The 14826-nt window shown below is 67.9% G+C and carries 14 protein-coding genes and 1 tRNA gene; 4 read left to right on the top strand and 11 right to left on the bottom strand.

Translation table 11 applies throughout. From position 1 onward, the window contains the following. Window positions 1–47: 47 nt before the first annotated feature. The gene (hrcA, locus tag F615_RS0103615) at window positions 48–1076 is read left to right on the top strand and encodes a heat-inducible transcriptional repressor HrcA (RefSeq protein WP_019559810.1); all 1029 of its coding nucleotides are present in this window, start codon (window positions 48–50) and stop codon (window positions 1074–1076) included. A 29-nt stretch (window positions 1077–1105) separates the two neighbouring features. After that, a tRNA-Ile gene (locus tag F615_RS0103620) sits at window positions 1106–1182 on the top strand. A 38-nt stretch (window positions 1183–1220) separates the two neighbouring features. Here the strand turns inward: F615_RS0103620 and F615_RS17705 are convergent. Continuing rightward, window positions 1221–3836, bottom strand: a complete 2616-nt coding sequence (locus tag F615_RS17705; RefSeq protein WP_019559811.1) for a PAS domain-containing hybrid sensor histidine kinase/response regulator — start codon at window positions 3834–3836, stop codon at window positions 1221–1223. Between the two features lie 29 nt (window positions 3837–3865). After that, window positions 3866–4699, bottom strand: a complete 834-nt coding sequence (locus F615_RS17710) for a transporter substrate-binding domain-containing protein (RefSeq protein WP_211211777.1) — start codon at window positions 4697–4699, stop codon at window positions 3866–3868. Window positions 4700–4937: 238 nt separating this feature from the next. Between F615_RS17710 and F615_RS0103635 the strand changes: the two genes are divergently transcribed. After that, window positions 4938–5945 (top strand): metal-dependent hydrolase, encoded by a 1008-nt coding sequence (locus F615_RS0103635; protein WP_019559813.1) that lies wholly within the window; start codon window positions 4938–4940, stop codon window positions 5943–5945. A 3-nt stretch (window positions 5946–5948) separates the two neighbouring features. On the opposite strand, the gene F615_RS0103640 is transcribed toward F615_RS0103635, so the two are convergent. The 9 genes from F615_RS0103640 to F615_RS0103680 form a co-directional block, all read right to left on the bottom strand. Then, window positions 5949–7619 carry an MBL fold metallo-hydrolase gene (locus tag F615_RS0103640; RefSeq protein ID WP_019559814.1) on the bottom strand — a complete coding sequence of 557 codons (1671 nt, stop codon included), beginning with the start codon at window positions 7617–7619 and terminating at the stop codon, window positions 5949–5951. A gap of 103 nt (window positions 7620–7722) precedes the next feature. After that, window positions 7723–8772 (bottom strand): VWA domain-containing protein, encoded by a 1050-nt coding sequence (locus F615_RS0103645; RefSeq protein WP_019559815.1) that lies wholly within the window; start codon window positions 8770–8772, stop codon window positions 7723–7725. A gap of 10 nt (window positions 8773–8782) precedes the next feature. Then, window positions 8783–9850, bottom strand: coding sequence for a DUF58 domain-containing protein (locus F615_RS0103650; RefSeq protein ID WP_019559816.1), 1068 nt, complete (start codon window positions 9848–9850; stop codon window positions 8783–8785). Then, complete coding sequence (locus tag F615_RS0103655) at window positions 9825–10841, bottom strand: AAA family ATPase (protein WP_019559817.1); 1017 nt, start codon at window positions 10839–10841, stop codon at window positions 9825–9827. The genes F615_RS0103650 and F615_RS0103655 overlap by 26 nt, the downstream gene beginning before the upstream one ends. Before the next feature lie 36 nt (window positions 10842–10877). Next, window positions 10878–11855, bottom strand: a complete 978-nt coding sequence (locus F615_RS0103660; protein WP_019559818.1) for a S1C family serine protease — start codon at window positions 11853–11855, stop codon at window positions 10878–10880. A gap of 207 nt (window positions 11856–12062) precedes the next feature. Further along, window positions 12063–12749 carry a 2-hydroxychromene-2-carboxylate isomerase gene (locus tag F615_RS0103665; protein ID WP_019559819.1) on the bottom strand — a complete coding sequence of 229 codons (687 nt, stop codon included), beginning with the start codon at window positions 12747–12749 and terminating at the stop codon, window positions 12063–12065. Next, window positions 12746–12967, bottom strand: coding sequence for a DUF1289 domain-containing protein (locus F615_RS17715; RefSeq protein WP_033370907.1), 222 nt, complete (start codon window positions 12965–12967; stop codon window positions 12746–12748). The genes F615_RS0103665 and F615_RS17715 overlap by 4 nt, the downstream gene beginning before the upstream one ends. Next, complete coding sequence (locus F615_RS0103675; RefSeq protein WP_019559821.1) at window positions 12964–13464, bottom strand: YbaK/EbsC family protein; 501 nt, start codon at window positions 13462–13464, stop codon at window positions 12964–12966. The genes F615_RS17715 and F615_RS0103675 overlap by 4 nt, the downstream gene beginning before the upstream one ends. Beyond that, the gene (locus F615_RS0103680; protein ID WP_019559822.1) at window positions 13461–14381 is read right to left on the bottom strand and encodes a hydroxymethylglutaryl-CoA lyase; all 921 of its coding nucleotides are present in this window, start codon (window positions 14379–14381) and stop codon (window positions 13461–13463) included. The genes F615_RS0103675 and F615_RS0103680 overlap by 4 nt, the downstream gene beginning before the upstream one ends. 130 nt (window positions 14382–14511) lie before the next feature. Here F615_RS0103680 and F615_RS0103685 point away from each other — a divergent pair, with 130 nt between their 5' ends. Continuing rightward, complete coding sequence (locus F615_RS0103685) at window positions 14512–14823, top strand: hypothetical protein (protein ID WP_019559823.1); 312 nt, start codon at window positions 14512–14514, stop codon at window positions 14821–14823. Window positions 14824–14826: the final 3 nt, after the last annotated feature.

Here is a 14826-nt window from a genome sequence, read left to right on the forward strand (position 1 = left end):
AGCCCACCCCCCCTTGTAGCGCGGCGGCGCGCCCTAAAATCCATGGCATGCTGGACGACCGCGCCAAAACCCTGCTGAAGACCCTGGTCGAGCGCTACATTGCCGACGGCCAGCCGGTGGGTTCTCGCACCCTGTCCAAAGCCTCGGGGCTCGAGTTGTCCCCGGCCACCATCCGCAACGTGATGGCCGATTTGGAAGACATGGGGCTGATCGCCAGCCCTCACACCTCGGCCGGGCGGGTGCCCACTGCGCGCGGCTATCGCCTGTTCGTCGACACGATGCTCACCGCCCGGCCGCTGGATTTGAACCAGCCGCCGCCCGAGGTGGCCAGCGTGCGGGACCAGCTGCAGCCCGACCAGCCGCAGCGGGTGATCGCCACGGCCGCGCAATTGCTGTCGAATCTGTCGCACTTCGTGGGCGTGATCACCGCGCCGCGCAAGCCCTCGGTGTTTCATCACATCGAGTTTCTGCGCCTGTCCGAGCGGCGCGTGCTGGTGATCTTGGTCGCCCCCGACGGCGATGTCCAAAACCGCGTGCTGTTCACCGATCACAACTACACCCAGGCGCAGCTCGTCGAGGCCACGAACTATGTCAACACTCACTTTGCTGGCTTGACCCTGGAGGAAGTGCGCAATCGCTTGCAAACCGAGGTGGAGGCCCTGCGCAGCGAAATCGCCAGTCTGATGCAGGCGGCCGTGCAGGCCGGCTCGGAGGCCATGGCCAGCAGCCAGGAGCAGGTGGTCGTCTCGGGCGAGCGCAACTTGCTGACGGTGCAAGACTTTTCCAGCGATCTGGAATCGCTGCGCAAGCTCTTCGATCTGTTCGAACAAAAAACCCAGCTCATGCGCCTGCTCGATGTCTCCAGCCGCGCCGAGGGCGTGCGCATCTACATCGGTGGCGAAAGTCAAGTGGTGCCCTATGAGGAGCTGTCCGTCGTGTCGGCCCCTTACGAGGTGGACGGTCAGGTCGTGGGCACCCTGGGCGTGATCGGTCCGACCCGCATGGCCTACGATCGCATGATCCAGATCGTGGACATCACCTCGCGCCTGGTGTCCAACGCGCTGAGTCAAAAGTAGCACGGCCTACAATCGGGGGCTTGCCCTTCGGGCCGTTAGCTCAGTCGGTTAGAGCAGAGGACTCATAATCCTTGGGTCGCAGGTTCGAGTCCTGCACGGCCTACCACGCCTATCACGGTGCGTCGCCGCCATTGCGGCATGCATCTACTGTTGCAGCCAGTGCCGCAGCCGGGCATACAACAAGGCCGGCTCGACCGGCTTGGCGATGTGGTCGTTCATCCCGGCCGCCAGGCAGGCTTCGCGGTCTTCGCCGAAGGCATTGGCCGTCATCGCCACGATGGGGGTTTGCGCATACCCGGGCAAGGCCCGTATCGCCCGAGTGGCTTGCAAACCATCCATCTCGGGCATGTGCATGTCCATCAAGATCAGACGGTACGGATAGGCCGAAGCCATGCGCACGGCATCCACCCCGGTGCCGGCCACGTCCACCTGCAAACCCACCGCACGCAGCAGTTCGCGCGCAACCTCTTGATTGACGGGGTTGTCTTCGACCAGCAGCAAACGTCCTTGCGTTGAGGGCACTTGCGGCTGCGCTGGGGCCGGACTGGGCAATGGCGCATGCAGCACACGCTGGCCCAACAAGGCAATCAAGGCATCGTGCAGCGCCGAAGGCGTCACCGGTTTGAGCAGCACGACCCCCACCCCTTCGTCGCGCGCGGCTTGGCGCAAGGCCGCATCATCACGCGCGGTGACCATCAGACAAGGAGGCATGGCCTGCGGCCCCCACAGTTCGCGCAAGCGTCGCACGGTTTGCAAGCCGTCCAGCTCGGGCATGAGCCAGTCGGTCACGATGACATCGGGCCGGTATGCGTCGCCCCGACTCATGTCGTGCACGGCCTGCACGCCGCTGTCGCAAGACTGCACCTGCAGCCCCATGATGTGGAGCATCTCGCCCAGCGCCTGGCGAGCCTCGATGAGGTCGTCGATGAGCAAGACCCGCAAGCCCCGCAGACGCACGTCCGAGCGTGCCGCCTGGGTGGCCGCACGACGCAAAGTCACGGTGAACCAGAAAGTGCTGCCCCGGCCGGGCTGGCTGTCCACGCCGATGTGGCCGCCCATCAGTTGCACCAAATGGCGCGTGATGGTCAAGCCCAGGCCTGTGCCGCCGTGGCGGCGGGTGCGGCTGCCGTCGAGTTGCTCGAAAGGGTGGAAGATGCGTTCGATCTGCTCGGGGGTGAGGCCCGGGCCGGTGTCCCGCACCGCGAACCGCAGCTCAATGTACTGGGCATCTTCGGCGAGCACCTCTCCGCTGAGCACGATGATGCCTTGGTCCGTGAATTTCACGGCATTGCTCAGCAAATTGAGCAGGGCTTGTGACAGTCGGGTGGCGTCTCCGTGCACCGACACGGGCAGATGGTCGGCATCGAGCACGAGCTCCAGGCCTTTGTCGCGCACCTTCGGGCCCACCAGGTCGCAGGCGCGCGACAACATCGTGTCGATGCGGAAGTCTGCCGGCTCGAGCTGCAGCTTGCCGGCCTCGATCTTGGCCAGGTCCAGCACGTCGTTGATGATGGACAACAAATGCTGGGCTGCCGCATCGATCTTGTCCAGCTTGTCGGCATGTTCACCCGTGCCGATCTGTTGGCGCAGCAAATGGGTCAATCCGATGATGGCATTCATCGGCGTGCGGATTTCGTGGCTCATGTTGGCCAGGAACGCGCTTTTGGCCCGGTTGGCCGCCTCGGCGCGGTCGCGCGCGCGGGTGAGCTCGACGTTGAGCGCTTCCAGGTGGTCTTGCGCCACTTTCAGGTCGGTCACATCGGTGGCGAAGAAGTAGTAACCGTGGACTTGGCCGTCTCGCCGGTCCGGCATGCGATAGGCCCAGAACTGCCGCGGAGTGTGCTCGCCCACGGCCCAGGTGTACTCGCCCTCGAAGCTTTCGCCTTCCAAGATGCGCCGGATCTTGGGCCATTCGCGCTGAAAGAGGTCTTCGCCCACGACCTCGGGAATGGTGCGACCCATCGCCTCCTCGGCGCTCTTGCCCAGCCATTCGAGGTAGGCTTTGTTGGCAAAGCGCAATCTCAGCTCTTTGTCCCAATAGGCCACCAGGGTCGGTTGGTGATCGACCACCGTGCGCCAGAAGGCATCGGCCCGTCGCTGCTCGGCCAAAGCCTGGTCCAGATGGGTTTTGCGCTGGTCGGCCAGCGCCCGGTAACGCTGCTGGCTGTCTTGCAAAGCGGCTTCGATGCGCTGCTGTCGGCGCAGGGCGCGACGCACCGCCCAAGCCAGCATGGCCAACAGGACAATGGCGCCGCCCCAAGCCAGCCCATGGCGACGACGCTGCATCGCGATGCTGTCGTCCAAGCGCTGCGCCAGCGCCTGCACCATGCGCGCGGCCGCCGCGTCGATGCGGCTGAGCATCAAACGTGCCGCGCTGGAGCGCAACCAGGCCTGCCGCTCTTGGCCGGCGCTCGCCCATTCCTGACGCAGCTGCGTGATCGCAGCGGCCAGCTCTTGCGCGGGCGCATCGAGATCGCCCGCGGCAGTGGCCATCTTGTGGAGCTGGTCCAGGGCCTGGTCGATCAAGGCCTGCCCCTGGGCCGCATTCCAAGGCCCGAGCGCATCGTCCGAGCCGAACGCCAGATGCAACATCCCTTGGGCCACGTCGCTGCGGGCCACCCGCATGTAGCGCAGGGTCTCGACCGTCTGCTCCAACTGGTTCAAATGGCTGCGCTGCAGCCACACGATGGTCAGGCAGATCAGCCCCGAGCCCACGATGGCAGCCCAAGCCCACACGGGCCAATCCCAAACCCCCCGCATGCGTGATCGATATCTTTTGCGGTACTTCGTCATGGGCCGCCCTCCCTCGGCGGTTGTTCCAACGTGGGGCGCGCGTCCTCTCCCACCTGCCAGCGTGCCAGCAAGGCCGCGTACTGCGGGCTGACGAGCACATCGCGCAAGGCTGCATCCCAAGCTTGGCGCAAGGCCTGGTCTTCATGTCGGAACTGGAAAGCGGGGTGGTCCAGGTCCGCGCCCAAGAGCTCCCCAGGGGCCAAGGGCTGCGCCTGCAAGCGGCCTTGGCTGTGCGCGGCCATCCACTGCACCGACGGCCATGACAAAGCGAACGCATCGGCCCAGCCTTCGAGCACGGCCGCCTGTCCGCTGGCCGCATCGGGCACGAGCATCAAGCGGTCTTGCAGGCCACCACCGGCCAACCAGCGCTGGTGCTCCACCGAACCTTCGATCACGGCCACGCGCTGCACCGTCTCCCACCCGTGCCAGGCGGCCGCAGGTGAGGTGTCTTCGGCGGCACGCCGCCACAACACGCCGCTGCGCACTTGCATCATCGGCCGAGAATGCGCCACCCAAGCCTCCCGCTGCGCGGTGATGAACATGCCTGCGGCCACCACGTCGAAGCGATGCGCCCGCAGCTCGGGGATCAAGGCATCGAAGCGGGTCTGGATCCACTCGTAATGGGCAACCCCCAGACGCTCGCCCACCATCCGCGCCACTTCGGGAGCCAGCCCCTCGACCCGTCCGTCGGCGCGCACCACGGCATAAGGCGGCTCCACGGCATACCCCACGCGCAAAGGCTCACCGGCACGCAGGCGCTGCAAGGTATCGGCCCGGTCATGCGTGGCGTGCCTGCCTGGCAAGACACCCCACATCGTGATCAGACCCATGACGGCTGCCGCCGCCCACATCCACCGCCGCGTCACCGCGCCCTCCTGTGCCCGGCTGCGTCGCTGAGGCCAACACGGCCCGCATGCGCGCTTCCACACCGAGCGTCCATACCCTCATGCTAGAAGGGCTCGGCCCAAGGTCCCATACCCCCAAAATGGGGGGTGTTGCGCGATCAACGCACGGGCGGGATGGGGTGTTCCAAACTGGCGCGATCGTGTGCGCCGCGACAATCGGAGGATGGACTCCGTTTCTCAATTGGCGTTGGGCGCGGCCGTCGGCCTGGCGGTGATGGGGCGGCGCACGGCACGGTGGAAGGCCGCCCTGTGGGGCGGCATCGCAGGCACCCTGCCGGATTTGGATGTGCTGATCGACTTCGGTGATGCGGTGCGCAACATGACGTATCACCGCAGCGCCAGCCATGCCTTGCTCTATCTGAGCCTGGCTGCACCGCTGCTGGCCGCGATCGTAACTCGGGTGCATGGGGAGACGGGCCTGTTTCGGCGTTGGTGGCTGGCCCTGTGGCTGGCGCTGGTGACCCACCCGCTGCTGGATGCGATGACGGTGTATGGCACCCAGCTGGCCTTGCCCTTCACCGACCACCCCTTCGGCATGGGCAGCATCTTCATCATCGACCCGCTGTACACCTTGCCTTTGCTGGTGGGCATCGCGGCGGCTTTGGGGTCGCGCCGGGTCGACCGTCTGCACTGGAATGCGGCCGGGCTCGTGCTGAGCACCGTCTATCTTGGCTGGAGTGTCGTGGCCCAGCAACAAGCCCTGGCCGTCGCGCGCGAGTCGCTGGCGGCCCAGGGCGTGGCGGTGCAGCAGCTGATGGCCACGCCCACGGCCTTCAACACCGTGTTGTGGCGCATCGTGGCGGTCTCGCCCGAGGCGCACTGGGAGGGCTTCTACTCCTTGCTGGACGAGGGCCGCCAGATCCCGTTCGACCGCTTCGATCGCGGACAGGCGCTTTACGAAGCCCTGCGCGATCACGGACCCGTGCAGCGCATCGCCTGGTTCAGCAAGGGTTATTTCAAGATGCAGGTGCGTGATGGGCAGGTGCTGATGAGCGACCTGCGCATGGGCCAGGAACCGTTTTACGTCTTCACGTTCCGCATGGCGCAGCTGCGCAGCGACCCGGTGCCGCTGGCACGCCCCGAGCAGGTCGGCTCGCGCCCCGACCTGGCCGAGGCCCTGCCTTGGTTGTGGCGGCGCGCTTGGGGCGAGCCGCTGCGGCCGCCGCGCTGAGGCTCAGGCCACGATCCAGCCAGCCTCGCTCTCGCGCACCCGGCCTTCGGATTGCAGCTTGAGCAAGTGGGCCAGCAAGGAGCGTTCGGCCATGGCATGCAGGGCCGGCCTCAAGTCGGCGTAGACCTGCTCGCGCAACACCGGCACCGACGCCGGCCCCAGGCGGGCGACGGCCTGCAGCACCAGGGCCTCACGGTGCAGGCGGTGGGCGATGAGGCCTTCGAGCACGCGCCGCGGCTCGGCCATCAAAAAGCCGTGGCCAGGGGCCAGCCAGTCCAGGTCCAGGTCGAGCAAGGCGCGCAGCGAGTCGAGGTAGGCCGTCATGTCGCCGTCCGGGGGGTTGATCACCACGGTGGACGACTGCATCACGTGATCGCCGGTGAACAGCAGCTTTTCCTCTTCGAGCAGGAAGCACAGATGGTTGGACGCATGCCCGGGGGTGTGCCACACGCGCAGATGGGCATGTTCCGCGCAGCTCAGGCGCTGCCCGTGTTGGAGCTCGACATCCAGTGCCAAATGGGCATCGTGCCCCTGCGGATGGGCCGGCCAGCGGCCGGCCACCGGCGCACCGGTGAGCTCGCGCAATCGCCACGCGGCCGGGGAATGGTCTTTGTGGCTATGGGTGAGGACGATGGCCTCGATCGGCCCCGGGGCGGCAGCCAGAACGGCTTGGACATGCGCCTCGTCCGGCGGACCGGGGTCGATCACGGTCCAGCGTTGGGCTGCGCCGCCACCGACGAGGTAGGTGTTGGTGCCCGGCCCGGTCATCACGCTGCCATTGGGCGCGGTGATGCGGATCACCCGCTCGGACAAACGCACCGGCACGCCGGGCTCGAGTGCGTAGGACGCATGCCCATGGCCTTGCGGGTCCAGGCGGCCGATCTCGGCCCAGGCGGGTTCATCGGGCATCACCGGGCGCTCGCCCTGCGGCCCGCGGCCAATGCGTGGCATCACCAAGGCCACCTCGCGCGGCGCGTGGGCCCAGGCCATGAGGGCGCGGGCTTGGGCAAAACGCGACAGCACATCCAGCGTGACGCGCGTGGGGGTCATCAGCTTGAACTGGGCGGGATCGCGGGCCAAGACGTCCTGGGGGCGGAACCAGCCATGTTCGACGGTTTCGAGATCGTCATGGGCCGTGTCCTGCCCCGCCGGGGCCACGGCCACGAAGAAGCGGGTGTCGAAGCGCTTGGCCCGCCCTTTGGGCGTGAGCCAGTGGCTGAGATAGGCCAGCCGGTCTGGACGCAGCACCCAGCCGGCCCGGCGGCACAGGTCGGCCCAGGCCAGTTCGCCGCGGTGGATCTGGCCTCGCCAGGTCTGCAGCGTGGGCGCGTCCGGGCGCGGCCCGTCGGCAAAGAGCAGACCGCATTCCTCGAAGCATTCGCGGATCGCACACATGTAGTAGTCGAGCGCGCCATCGTCCAGGCCCAGCCGCTCGTTGGCCGTGCGTGCCTCCAACCCGCGGGCGCAAGCGCTGGCCAACCGGTCGCCGGGGTCGACCAACCCCCCCGGGAACACCCAAGCGCCGCTGTTGTGGTCGCCGCGTTCGGCTCGGCGCAGCAGCAGCACCTCCAGTCCGCAAGGTCCGTCGCGCACGACGACCAAGGTGGCAGCCGCACGGGGCGCAGGCTCGGACGAGGAGGCCGGGGCCTCGGCATGGACAGCAATGTCATTCATCGTGGATGTGGTGTGAGCCATGGGGCTGGATCATGCACGGCCGCAGGATCGCCGGCCGTCACCTGGGCGACCGATGAGGCCCGAACCGCGCACGGCGCCCTCGCTACACCACCCGGTGGAACCAGAACACCGACAGGCCGGCGGCCAGCAGCATCAGCGCGGCCGCTGCAGCGGCAAACAGGGCCGTGACCTCGATCTCGCGGGTCTCCAGGGCCAGCTTGGAATGCAGGCCCTGGTAGATTTTCTTCAGGTCCGGGGCCGAGCCGGCGTAGAAATATTCGCCGCCGGTGATCTGGGCAATGCTGCGCAAGGCGTCTTCGTCCAGGCGCACGCGCATCGACCAGCCGTCGCCGACCAAGATTTCGCCATGCTCGGTGCCCACCCCGACGGTGTAGACCTTCACGCCGCGTTCGGCCGCCATGCGGGCCGCCTCCAACGGGTTGGGGCCGGTGGTGGTTTGGCCATCGGTGAGCAAGATGATGGCTGCCGAGCCATAAGAGCCCGGCTCCACCGGCGGCGGGGGCTTGCGAGCCGAGTTGCGCTGGTCGAGCGAGCGGCCCAGGCGGTTGTCCTCGCCACCCGGACGCGGATTGCTGCCGCGCAGGTCGAACTCGATGTCTGGAAAGATGGCCTGCAGCGACACCAGGATGCCGCTGCCCACGGCCGTGGCGCGCTGGAAGTTGAAGCGGTCGATGGCGGCCAACACGTCTTCTTTGTTGTAGGTGGGCGGCTGGGTCAGCAACGCCGTGCCGGCAAAGGTGACCACGCCGATGCGGGTGCTGCTGTCTTGCAAGGCCACGAACTCCCGCGCCGCGGCCTGCGCGGCAGCCATGCGGTTGGGCTCCACATCGGTGGCGCGCATGCTGCCCGAGACGTCCATCGCCAAGATCACCATGCGCTGTTGCGAGGGCAGGATCACGCGGGCCGTGGGCCGGGCCACGGCCACGAGCAGGCCGGCCAAGGCCAGCAGCATCAGCGCCGGCGGCAGGTGGCGACGCCAACCCGCACCGCGACCCAGCGCCTCGCGCACCAGGGACAGCCCGGAATAACGCAGCGCCAGGCGTCGGCGACGGCGCAGCAGCCACAGGTAGGCCACCACGCTCGCAGGGACGAGCCCCAGCAACCACAACATCTCCGGCCAGAGGAATGACATGTCCGTCTCCCTAAGGACCCAGCGGGGGGGGTGTGGCCAGGGCCGCCGCCGGACGCATCGACGCGGCCCCGCCGCCGGCGGCCAAGCGCACACGCAGCCGGCGCAGCTCCACGAAACGGCGCACCGCCGCCACCAGGTCTTCGTCGGTGGCCAGCTCCAGCACATCCACCCTGGCATCGGCGAAGGCCAGGCGCAAACCGGCCTCGCGGTCCTGCGCGGCCTGCTCGAAGCGCCGGCGAAATCCCGCATCATGGGTGTCCACCCACAGCTGCTCGCCGGTCTCGGCATCTTCGAACATCACCAAGCCCAGGTCGGGCAGCGCCACCTCCAGAGGATCGGTCAAACGGACGGCCAGGACCTCGTGGCGCTGCGCCAAGTGGCCCAGCGCCTCGGTCCAGCCGGGGGCTGCGATGAAGTCGGACACGACGAACACCAGCGAGCGCCGGCGCATCAAACTGCCGGCGCGGTGGAACAGGCGCGCCAGATCGGTGCCTTGCGTGGCCGCAGACGCCGCCGGGGCGGGCCGCATCAGCAGCCGGTGCACCAGTTGCAACACCTGGCTGCGTCCGCCGCGCGCCGCCATCACGGTATCGACCGTCTCGCCGCAGACGAGGGCGCCCACGCGGTTGCCGTGGCGTGTGAGCAGGCGGGCCATCAAAGCCACGAAGGCGACCAAGACGTCGCGCTTGCTGAACTCGCCAGCCCCGAAATGAACCGAGCCGCTGAGGTCGAGCAAGAACCACACGTTGATGTCGCGGTCTTGCTGGAACTCGCGTACATGAGGCACCTGGATGCGGGCGGTCACGTTCCAGTCGATGTAGCGCACGTCGTCGTGGAGCTGGTATTCCCGCAGGTCGGCCAGATCGAGCCCTTGGCCACGCCACAGCGTGCGGTAGTCGCCTTCGAGCCAGCCGTCCAGGCGTCGCAGCACCGTCCACTCCAACCGGCGCAGCAGGCGATCGGCCTCGCCGAGGGCGGCATGCGTTTGCTCGGCATCGAAAGGTGCGGTCTGGCCATCCGACGCGGCTCGGGCATCGGCCCGGCGCCGGACCTCAGGCGACGGCTTCGGGGCGCGCATGGGGGTCCAGGGGTTTGTCAGGCACGGGCAGCTTGTCCATGATGCGCCGCACCAGATGGTCCGCCGACAATGCCTCGGCCAGCGCCTCGTAAGACAGCACCAGCCGGTGCCGCAGCACGTCGGGCACGAGGTCGGTCACATCCTCGGGCAGCACATAAGACCGCCCACGCAGCAGCGCCAGCGCACGTGCGCCTTCGATCAGGTGGATCGTGGCCCGTGGACTGGCGCCAAAGCTCAGATAGCGCGACAGCTCGGGCAGCCCGACACGCTCCGGCGCGCGCGTGGCGGCCACCAGCTTGACCGCGTACTGAATGAGCGAGGGGTCCACATAGCACTTGCGGCATTCCTGCTGCAGCCGCGCGAGCTCCTCGGTGCTGACCACCGCGGCCACGTCCTCAGGGCTGCCAGTGACGCGCTGCACGATGACGAATTCTTCCTCCTCGCTCGGATAGCCCACCAGCACCTTCATCATGAAGCGGTCCACCTGGGCCTCGGGCAGCGGATAGGTGCCTTCGGTCTCGATGGGGTTTTGCGTGGCCATCACCAGGAAGGGTCGCGGCACCGGGTGCGTCTGCCCGGCAATGGTGACTTGGTATTCCTGCATCACCTCGAGCAAAGCGCTTTGCACCTTGGCCGGGGCCCGGTTGATCTCGTCAGCCAGCAGCAAATGGGTGAACACCGGTCCCAATGAGGTATGGAACTCCCCGGTCTTCTGGTTGTAGATGCGCGTGCCCACCAAGTCGGCCGGCACCAGATCGGGCGTGAATTGCACCCGTTTGAAGCTGCCGCGCATCACCCGTGCCAGGGTCTTGACCGTCAGTGTCTTGGCCAGCCCCGGCACACCCTCGACCAACAAATGCCCCTGGGCCAGCATGGCCACCAGCACGCGCTCGAGGAAGTGGTCTTGCCCGACGACCACGCGCTTGACCTCGTACAGCACTCGCTGCATCTGCTCGGCCACCGCTTGGGCAGAGGAGACGGTGTTGTTCATGCGGGCGTCCTTTCATCACGGGTCGAGGGACAAACATCAGAAGGGCGACAGGCCCACCGCCGCGGCGGCGTTTTCGATGGGGACGGCGAATCCGATGCCGACGAAGACGCGGTGCTCGGTGGGGTTGAGGATGGCCGTGACGATGCCCACGACCTCACCGTCGGCCGTCACCAACGGGCCGCCCGAGCTGCCGGGGTTGGCCGCCGCATCGAACTGGATCAGGTTGGTCAGAAGGCGCTCGCCTTCGGGCGAGCGGAACTCGCGCCCCAAGCCCGAGACCACGCCGGCGGTGACCGTGGGGCCGATGCCGAAGGGGAACCCCACGGCCACCACCGCATCGCCCACGGCCAGGTCACTGGTGGAACGCAGGGTGGCCGGCTGCAGATCATCGGGCAGGCTGCGCGGCTTGATCACCGCCAAGTCGTTTTCCGGCTGCACCGCCACCACGTCGGCCTCGGCCTCGTGCCCATCGTGAAAGACCACCTGCAACCTCGGCGCGCCCATCACCACGTGCAAGTTGGTCAGGATCAAGCCTTCATCGACGATGACCACGCCAGTGCCCGTGCCGATTTCGCGTTGCTGGCCTTGCGCATTGGGGGGGCTCAGCCCCCGCACGCGCACCACCGAGGGGCGGATCTTTTCATAGGCCTTGGCCGCCATCGACGGCAGGGGCTTGTTCACCAGGGTGTGCAGCACCGCTTTGTCGATGTCGTCCTGCGTCAGGGGCCCCAGGGGAGCGCGCCAGGCCTCGTGCAGCACGGTCAGCGCCAGCCCCAACAGGCCACCGGCCAGCACCAATCCCCAACGCTCGTGCCGCCGCGCCCAAGCGCGCCAGCGGGCGGCACGAGACACGGGGGCCGGCGCATCAGGGGGGTGGGCTGCGGCCGCCTGCGGCGAGGCCACCGGGCCCGCCGCGGCCCCGCCGGCCGAAGGCCCGCCGAGTGGGGGCCCGGCGCGAACCGGCTGCGCCGAAATCGCCGACTTGGAACTGCTGTACAGCGCGCGCTTGCCCATCGGTGAGCCGCCCCGACCGCCACCTCGTGCGCGAATGCCTGCGCAGAGACGCTGCATGCAGTGGTGGCGCCGACTGCATGGCATCGCTGGCGGGCGCCCGTGCCCGCCTTCACTCTGACGCTAACACGTCAAAGGCCGACTTGCATCTTGCCGCCGACAACCCCCCAGCGCAAGCCGGGATGCGCACCCCTGCGGCGCCGGCCGAGCTCAAGACCGCAGCGCGCCTGCCCGGCGCGGCAGGCCCAGCGGCACACGGGCCGCCGCCTCCCAGGCCGGCCCGTCGAACCACGCATCGCCCCGCAGGTAGGCCACGAGCATGTCCAGCCCGTCCAAGCCCCAGAACGCTTTGTCCTCGACCACCACTGTGGGCACCCCGAAGATGCCCGCAGACACGGCCTGCTCCGTGTTGGCCCGCAGCAAGGCTTTGACCTCCTGCTCCCGCAAGGCCGCCAGCAGGCTCTGGGCCTGCCCGGGGGCCAGCGCCTCGGCCAAGGCCTGCAGCTGCGCGGCTTCGCCGGCGGCCTCGCCCGTGCGCCACACACGGCGCAAGACGGTCTCACAGGCAAACCGATTGGCCGAGCCGGCCATGCCCGTGGTCCGGCCATGGGCCAGCAGCAGGCGCGACAAGGCCAAGGGATTGAAGGGGTGCTGCGCGGGCATCACCAAAGGGATGTCCAAACGCTGCGCCAGCCAGGCCACTTGGCGGTAGGTCCAGTCCCGCTTGGGCGCGATCTCGGCCGGCCCCAGTTGCCCCCAATGCTGCAACAAACCCGCCAAGAGCACCGGCCGGTAGCTCACCGCACAAGACGAACCGGCCAGCACCTCGGGCAGCCGCTCGAAGGCCAGGTAGGCATAGGGAGACACCGGGTCGAACCAGAACTGCAAGGATTTCATGATCCCTCCGGGCTGCGGTGCGCGGCGGCCTGACGACGCGCAGGCAATTGCTTCCAGACCGCACGTTTGTCGGCATCGCTCATCGTCGACCAGGCGGCGATCTCCTCCAGGGTGCGGTGGCAGCCCTCGCACCACCCGGTCGAGGCATTCATGCGGCACACCCCGATGCAGGGGCTAGCCACCTGCCCGGGCCGCAGCGATGGGGCGCGAGCGCTCACAGCACCACGTCCTCGACCGGCGCGCCGGTGAGCGCCACCAGCTGCGACGGTGTCACCGGGAAGACCCCGTTGGGATGCCCGGCGGCGGCCCAGACCACCTCGAAGCGGAAGAGTTCACGGTCGATCAGCACCACCGGCGCCTGCCGATGCGCCACCGGTGCCACCCCGCCAATGGAAAAGCCCGTGCGCTCCTTGACGAACTGCGCATCCGCCCGCGCAAGCGGCCCCACCCGCGCGGCCACTTTGTGCTCGTCCACGCGCTTGTCGCCCGAGGTCACGACCAGCACCGCGGCGTCATCGGCCAGGCGCCGGAACACGATGCTCTTGGCGATCTGACCGACGGCCACCCCCAGGGCCTCGGCCGCCTCCTGGGCCGTGCGTGCAGCCACCTCCAGGAACACCGGCGGCTGCGGATGACCGGCTTGGGCCAGCGCCCGGGCCACGCGCTGGAAGCCCTCTGGGCGTTGGCTCAGATCGGCAGGCCACACCGCATTCATGCCGCAGCCTCCATGCGTGCACGTCGGGCCAGCAGCGCATTGGCCACTCGCGACACGGGCTTGCGGCCCAGCACGCGCGAGATGAACTCGCCGGCATCGACCAGCGCTTGCAAATCGATGCCGCAGTCGATGCCCAGGCCCTGGAGCAAAAAGACCACATCCTCGGTGGCCACATTGCCCGTGGCCCCTTGGGCATAGGGACATCCCCCCAAGCCCGCCACACTGGCATCGAAATGGTGGATGCCCATCTCCAGGCAGGCGTAGATGTTGCCGATGGCCTGGCCGTAGGTGTCGTGAAAATGACCGCTCACTTCGTGCAAGGGATAGTGACGCAAGGCCCGCTCCATCGCGGCGCGCACCTGACGCGGCGTGCCCACGCCGATGGTGTCGGCCACCCCCACGTGTTGCACGCCGATGTCTTTCATCAGGCGCACGACCCGCTCGACCTCGTCGGCAGAGACCTCGCCTTGGTAGGGGCAGCCCACGGCACAGGAAATCGCCCCGCGCACCTTCAAGCCCTGTTCACGCGCCAGGCGCACCACCGGGCGGAAACGCTCGATCGACTCCTCGATCGAGCAGTTGATGTTGCGCTGGCTGAACGCCTCGCTGGCCGCGCCAAAGACGACGATCTCGTCCGGCCGCGTGGGCAACGCGGCCTCCAAGCCCTTCATGTTGGGCACCAACACCGAATAGCGCACGCCCGGCCGACGCTGGATGCCGGCCATCACCTCGGCGTTGTCGGCCATCTGCGGCACCCATTTGGGGGAGACGAAACTGGTGACCTCGATCTCGCGCAGACCCGCGGCCTGCAGGCGGTGGACCAACTCGATCTTGTGCGCCGCCGACACCGGCTGCTTTTCGTTTTGCAGCCCATCGCGCGGGCCGACGTCGACCAGGGTGACACGTTCAGGAAACATTCTGCCTCTCCAACCGATGCCCTCGGATTGTGCCCCCCCCCAAAAAGTGGGAGGGGGATTCCACCTTAATGGGGATGGCCAACCCGCGCCAGGGGAAGAAAAATTCCCGTCCAAGACGAGGATCATTGCCATGGACGCTCAGAGCCGTCGCCTACAAATCGCCACCCGCATCCACTTCACCTTGCTGCGCGAGTTGGGCAGCGGTATCGACGTGGGCCTGATGCTCAGCCGCGAGCGGTACGCGCTGGATGTGCTCCATGTCTGTCGCGCCAGCGAGAACGAAGAACTCGAGCGCTTGGCCGAGGAATTCGCCCAGATCAGCCGCCAGCATGCCGCGCAGGCCGCCCATCCCGCTCGCACGGCATCGACCCGCCGCGGGCACCGCCCTTGGTGGCGCGCGCTGGGCTCGGTGTTGCGCCCCACAACCGCCGCCGCCCACTGAGCC

It is taken from the genome of Caldimonas manganoxidans ATCC BAA-369, assembly GCF_000381125.1.
GTDB classification, from domain to species: domain Bacteria; phylum Pseudomonadota; class Gammaproteobacteria; order Burkholderiales; family Burkholderiaceae_C; genus Caldimonas; species Caldimonas manganoxidans.

Bases quoted from the DNA above. Each gene is read 5' to 3' on its own strand.
- F615_RS0103675 (WP_019559821.1), bottom strand. From the start codon at position 13,464: ATGAATGCGGTGTGGCCTGCCGATCTGAGCCAACGCCCAGAGGGCTTC.
- F615_RS0103645 (WP_019559815.1), bottom strand. From the start codon at position 8,772: ATGTCATTCCTCTGGCCGGAGATGTTGTGGTTGCTGGGGCTCGTCCCT.
- hrcA (WP_019559810.1), top strand. From the start codon at position 48: ATGCTGGACGACCGCGCCAAAACCCTGCTGAAGACCCTGGTCGAGCGC.
- F615_RS17705 (WP_019559811.1), bottom strand. From the start codon at position 3,836: ATGCGGGGGGTTTGGGATTGGCCCGTGTGGGCTTGGGCTGCCATCGTG.
- F615_RS0103635 (WP_019559813.1), top strand. From the start codon at position 4,938: ATGGACTCCGTTTCTCAATTGGCGTTGGGCGCGGCCGTCGGCCTGGCG.
- F615_RS0103680 (WP_019559822.1), bottom strand. From the start codon at position 14,381: ATGTTTCCTGAACGTGTCACCCTGGTCGACGTCGGCCCGCGCGATGGG.
- F615_RS0103665 (WP_019559819.1), bottom strand. From the start codon at position 12,749: ATGAAATCCTTGCAGTTCTGGTTCGACCCGGTGTCTCCCTATGCCTAC.
- F615_RS0103660 (WP_019559818.1), bottom strand. From the start codon at position 11,855: ATGGGCAAGCGCGCGCTGTACAGCAGTTCCAAGTCGGCGATTTCGGCG.
- F615_RS0103640 (WP_019559814.1), bottom strand. From the start codon at position 7,619: ATGAATGACATTGCTGTCCATGCCGAGGCCCCGGCCTCCTCGTCCGAG.
- F615_RS17710 (WP_211211777.1), bottom strand. From the start codon at position 4,699: ATGGGTCTGATCACGATGTGGGGTGTCTTGCCAGGCAGGCACGCCACG.
- F615_RS0103650 (WP_019559816.1), bottom strand. From the start codon at position 9,850: ATGCGCGCCCCGAAGCCGTCGCCTGAGGTCCGGCGCCGGGCCGATGCC.
- F615_RS0103655 (WP_019559817.1), bottom strand. From the start codon at position 10,841: ATGAACAACACCGTCTCCTCTGCCCAAGCGGTGGCCGAGCAGATGCAG.
- F615_RS0103685 (WP_019559823.1), top strand. From the start codon at position 14,512: ATGGACGCTCAGAGCCGTCGCCTACAAATCGCCACCCGCATCCACTTC.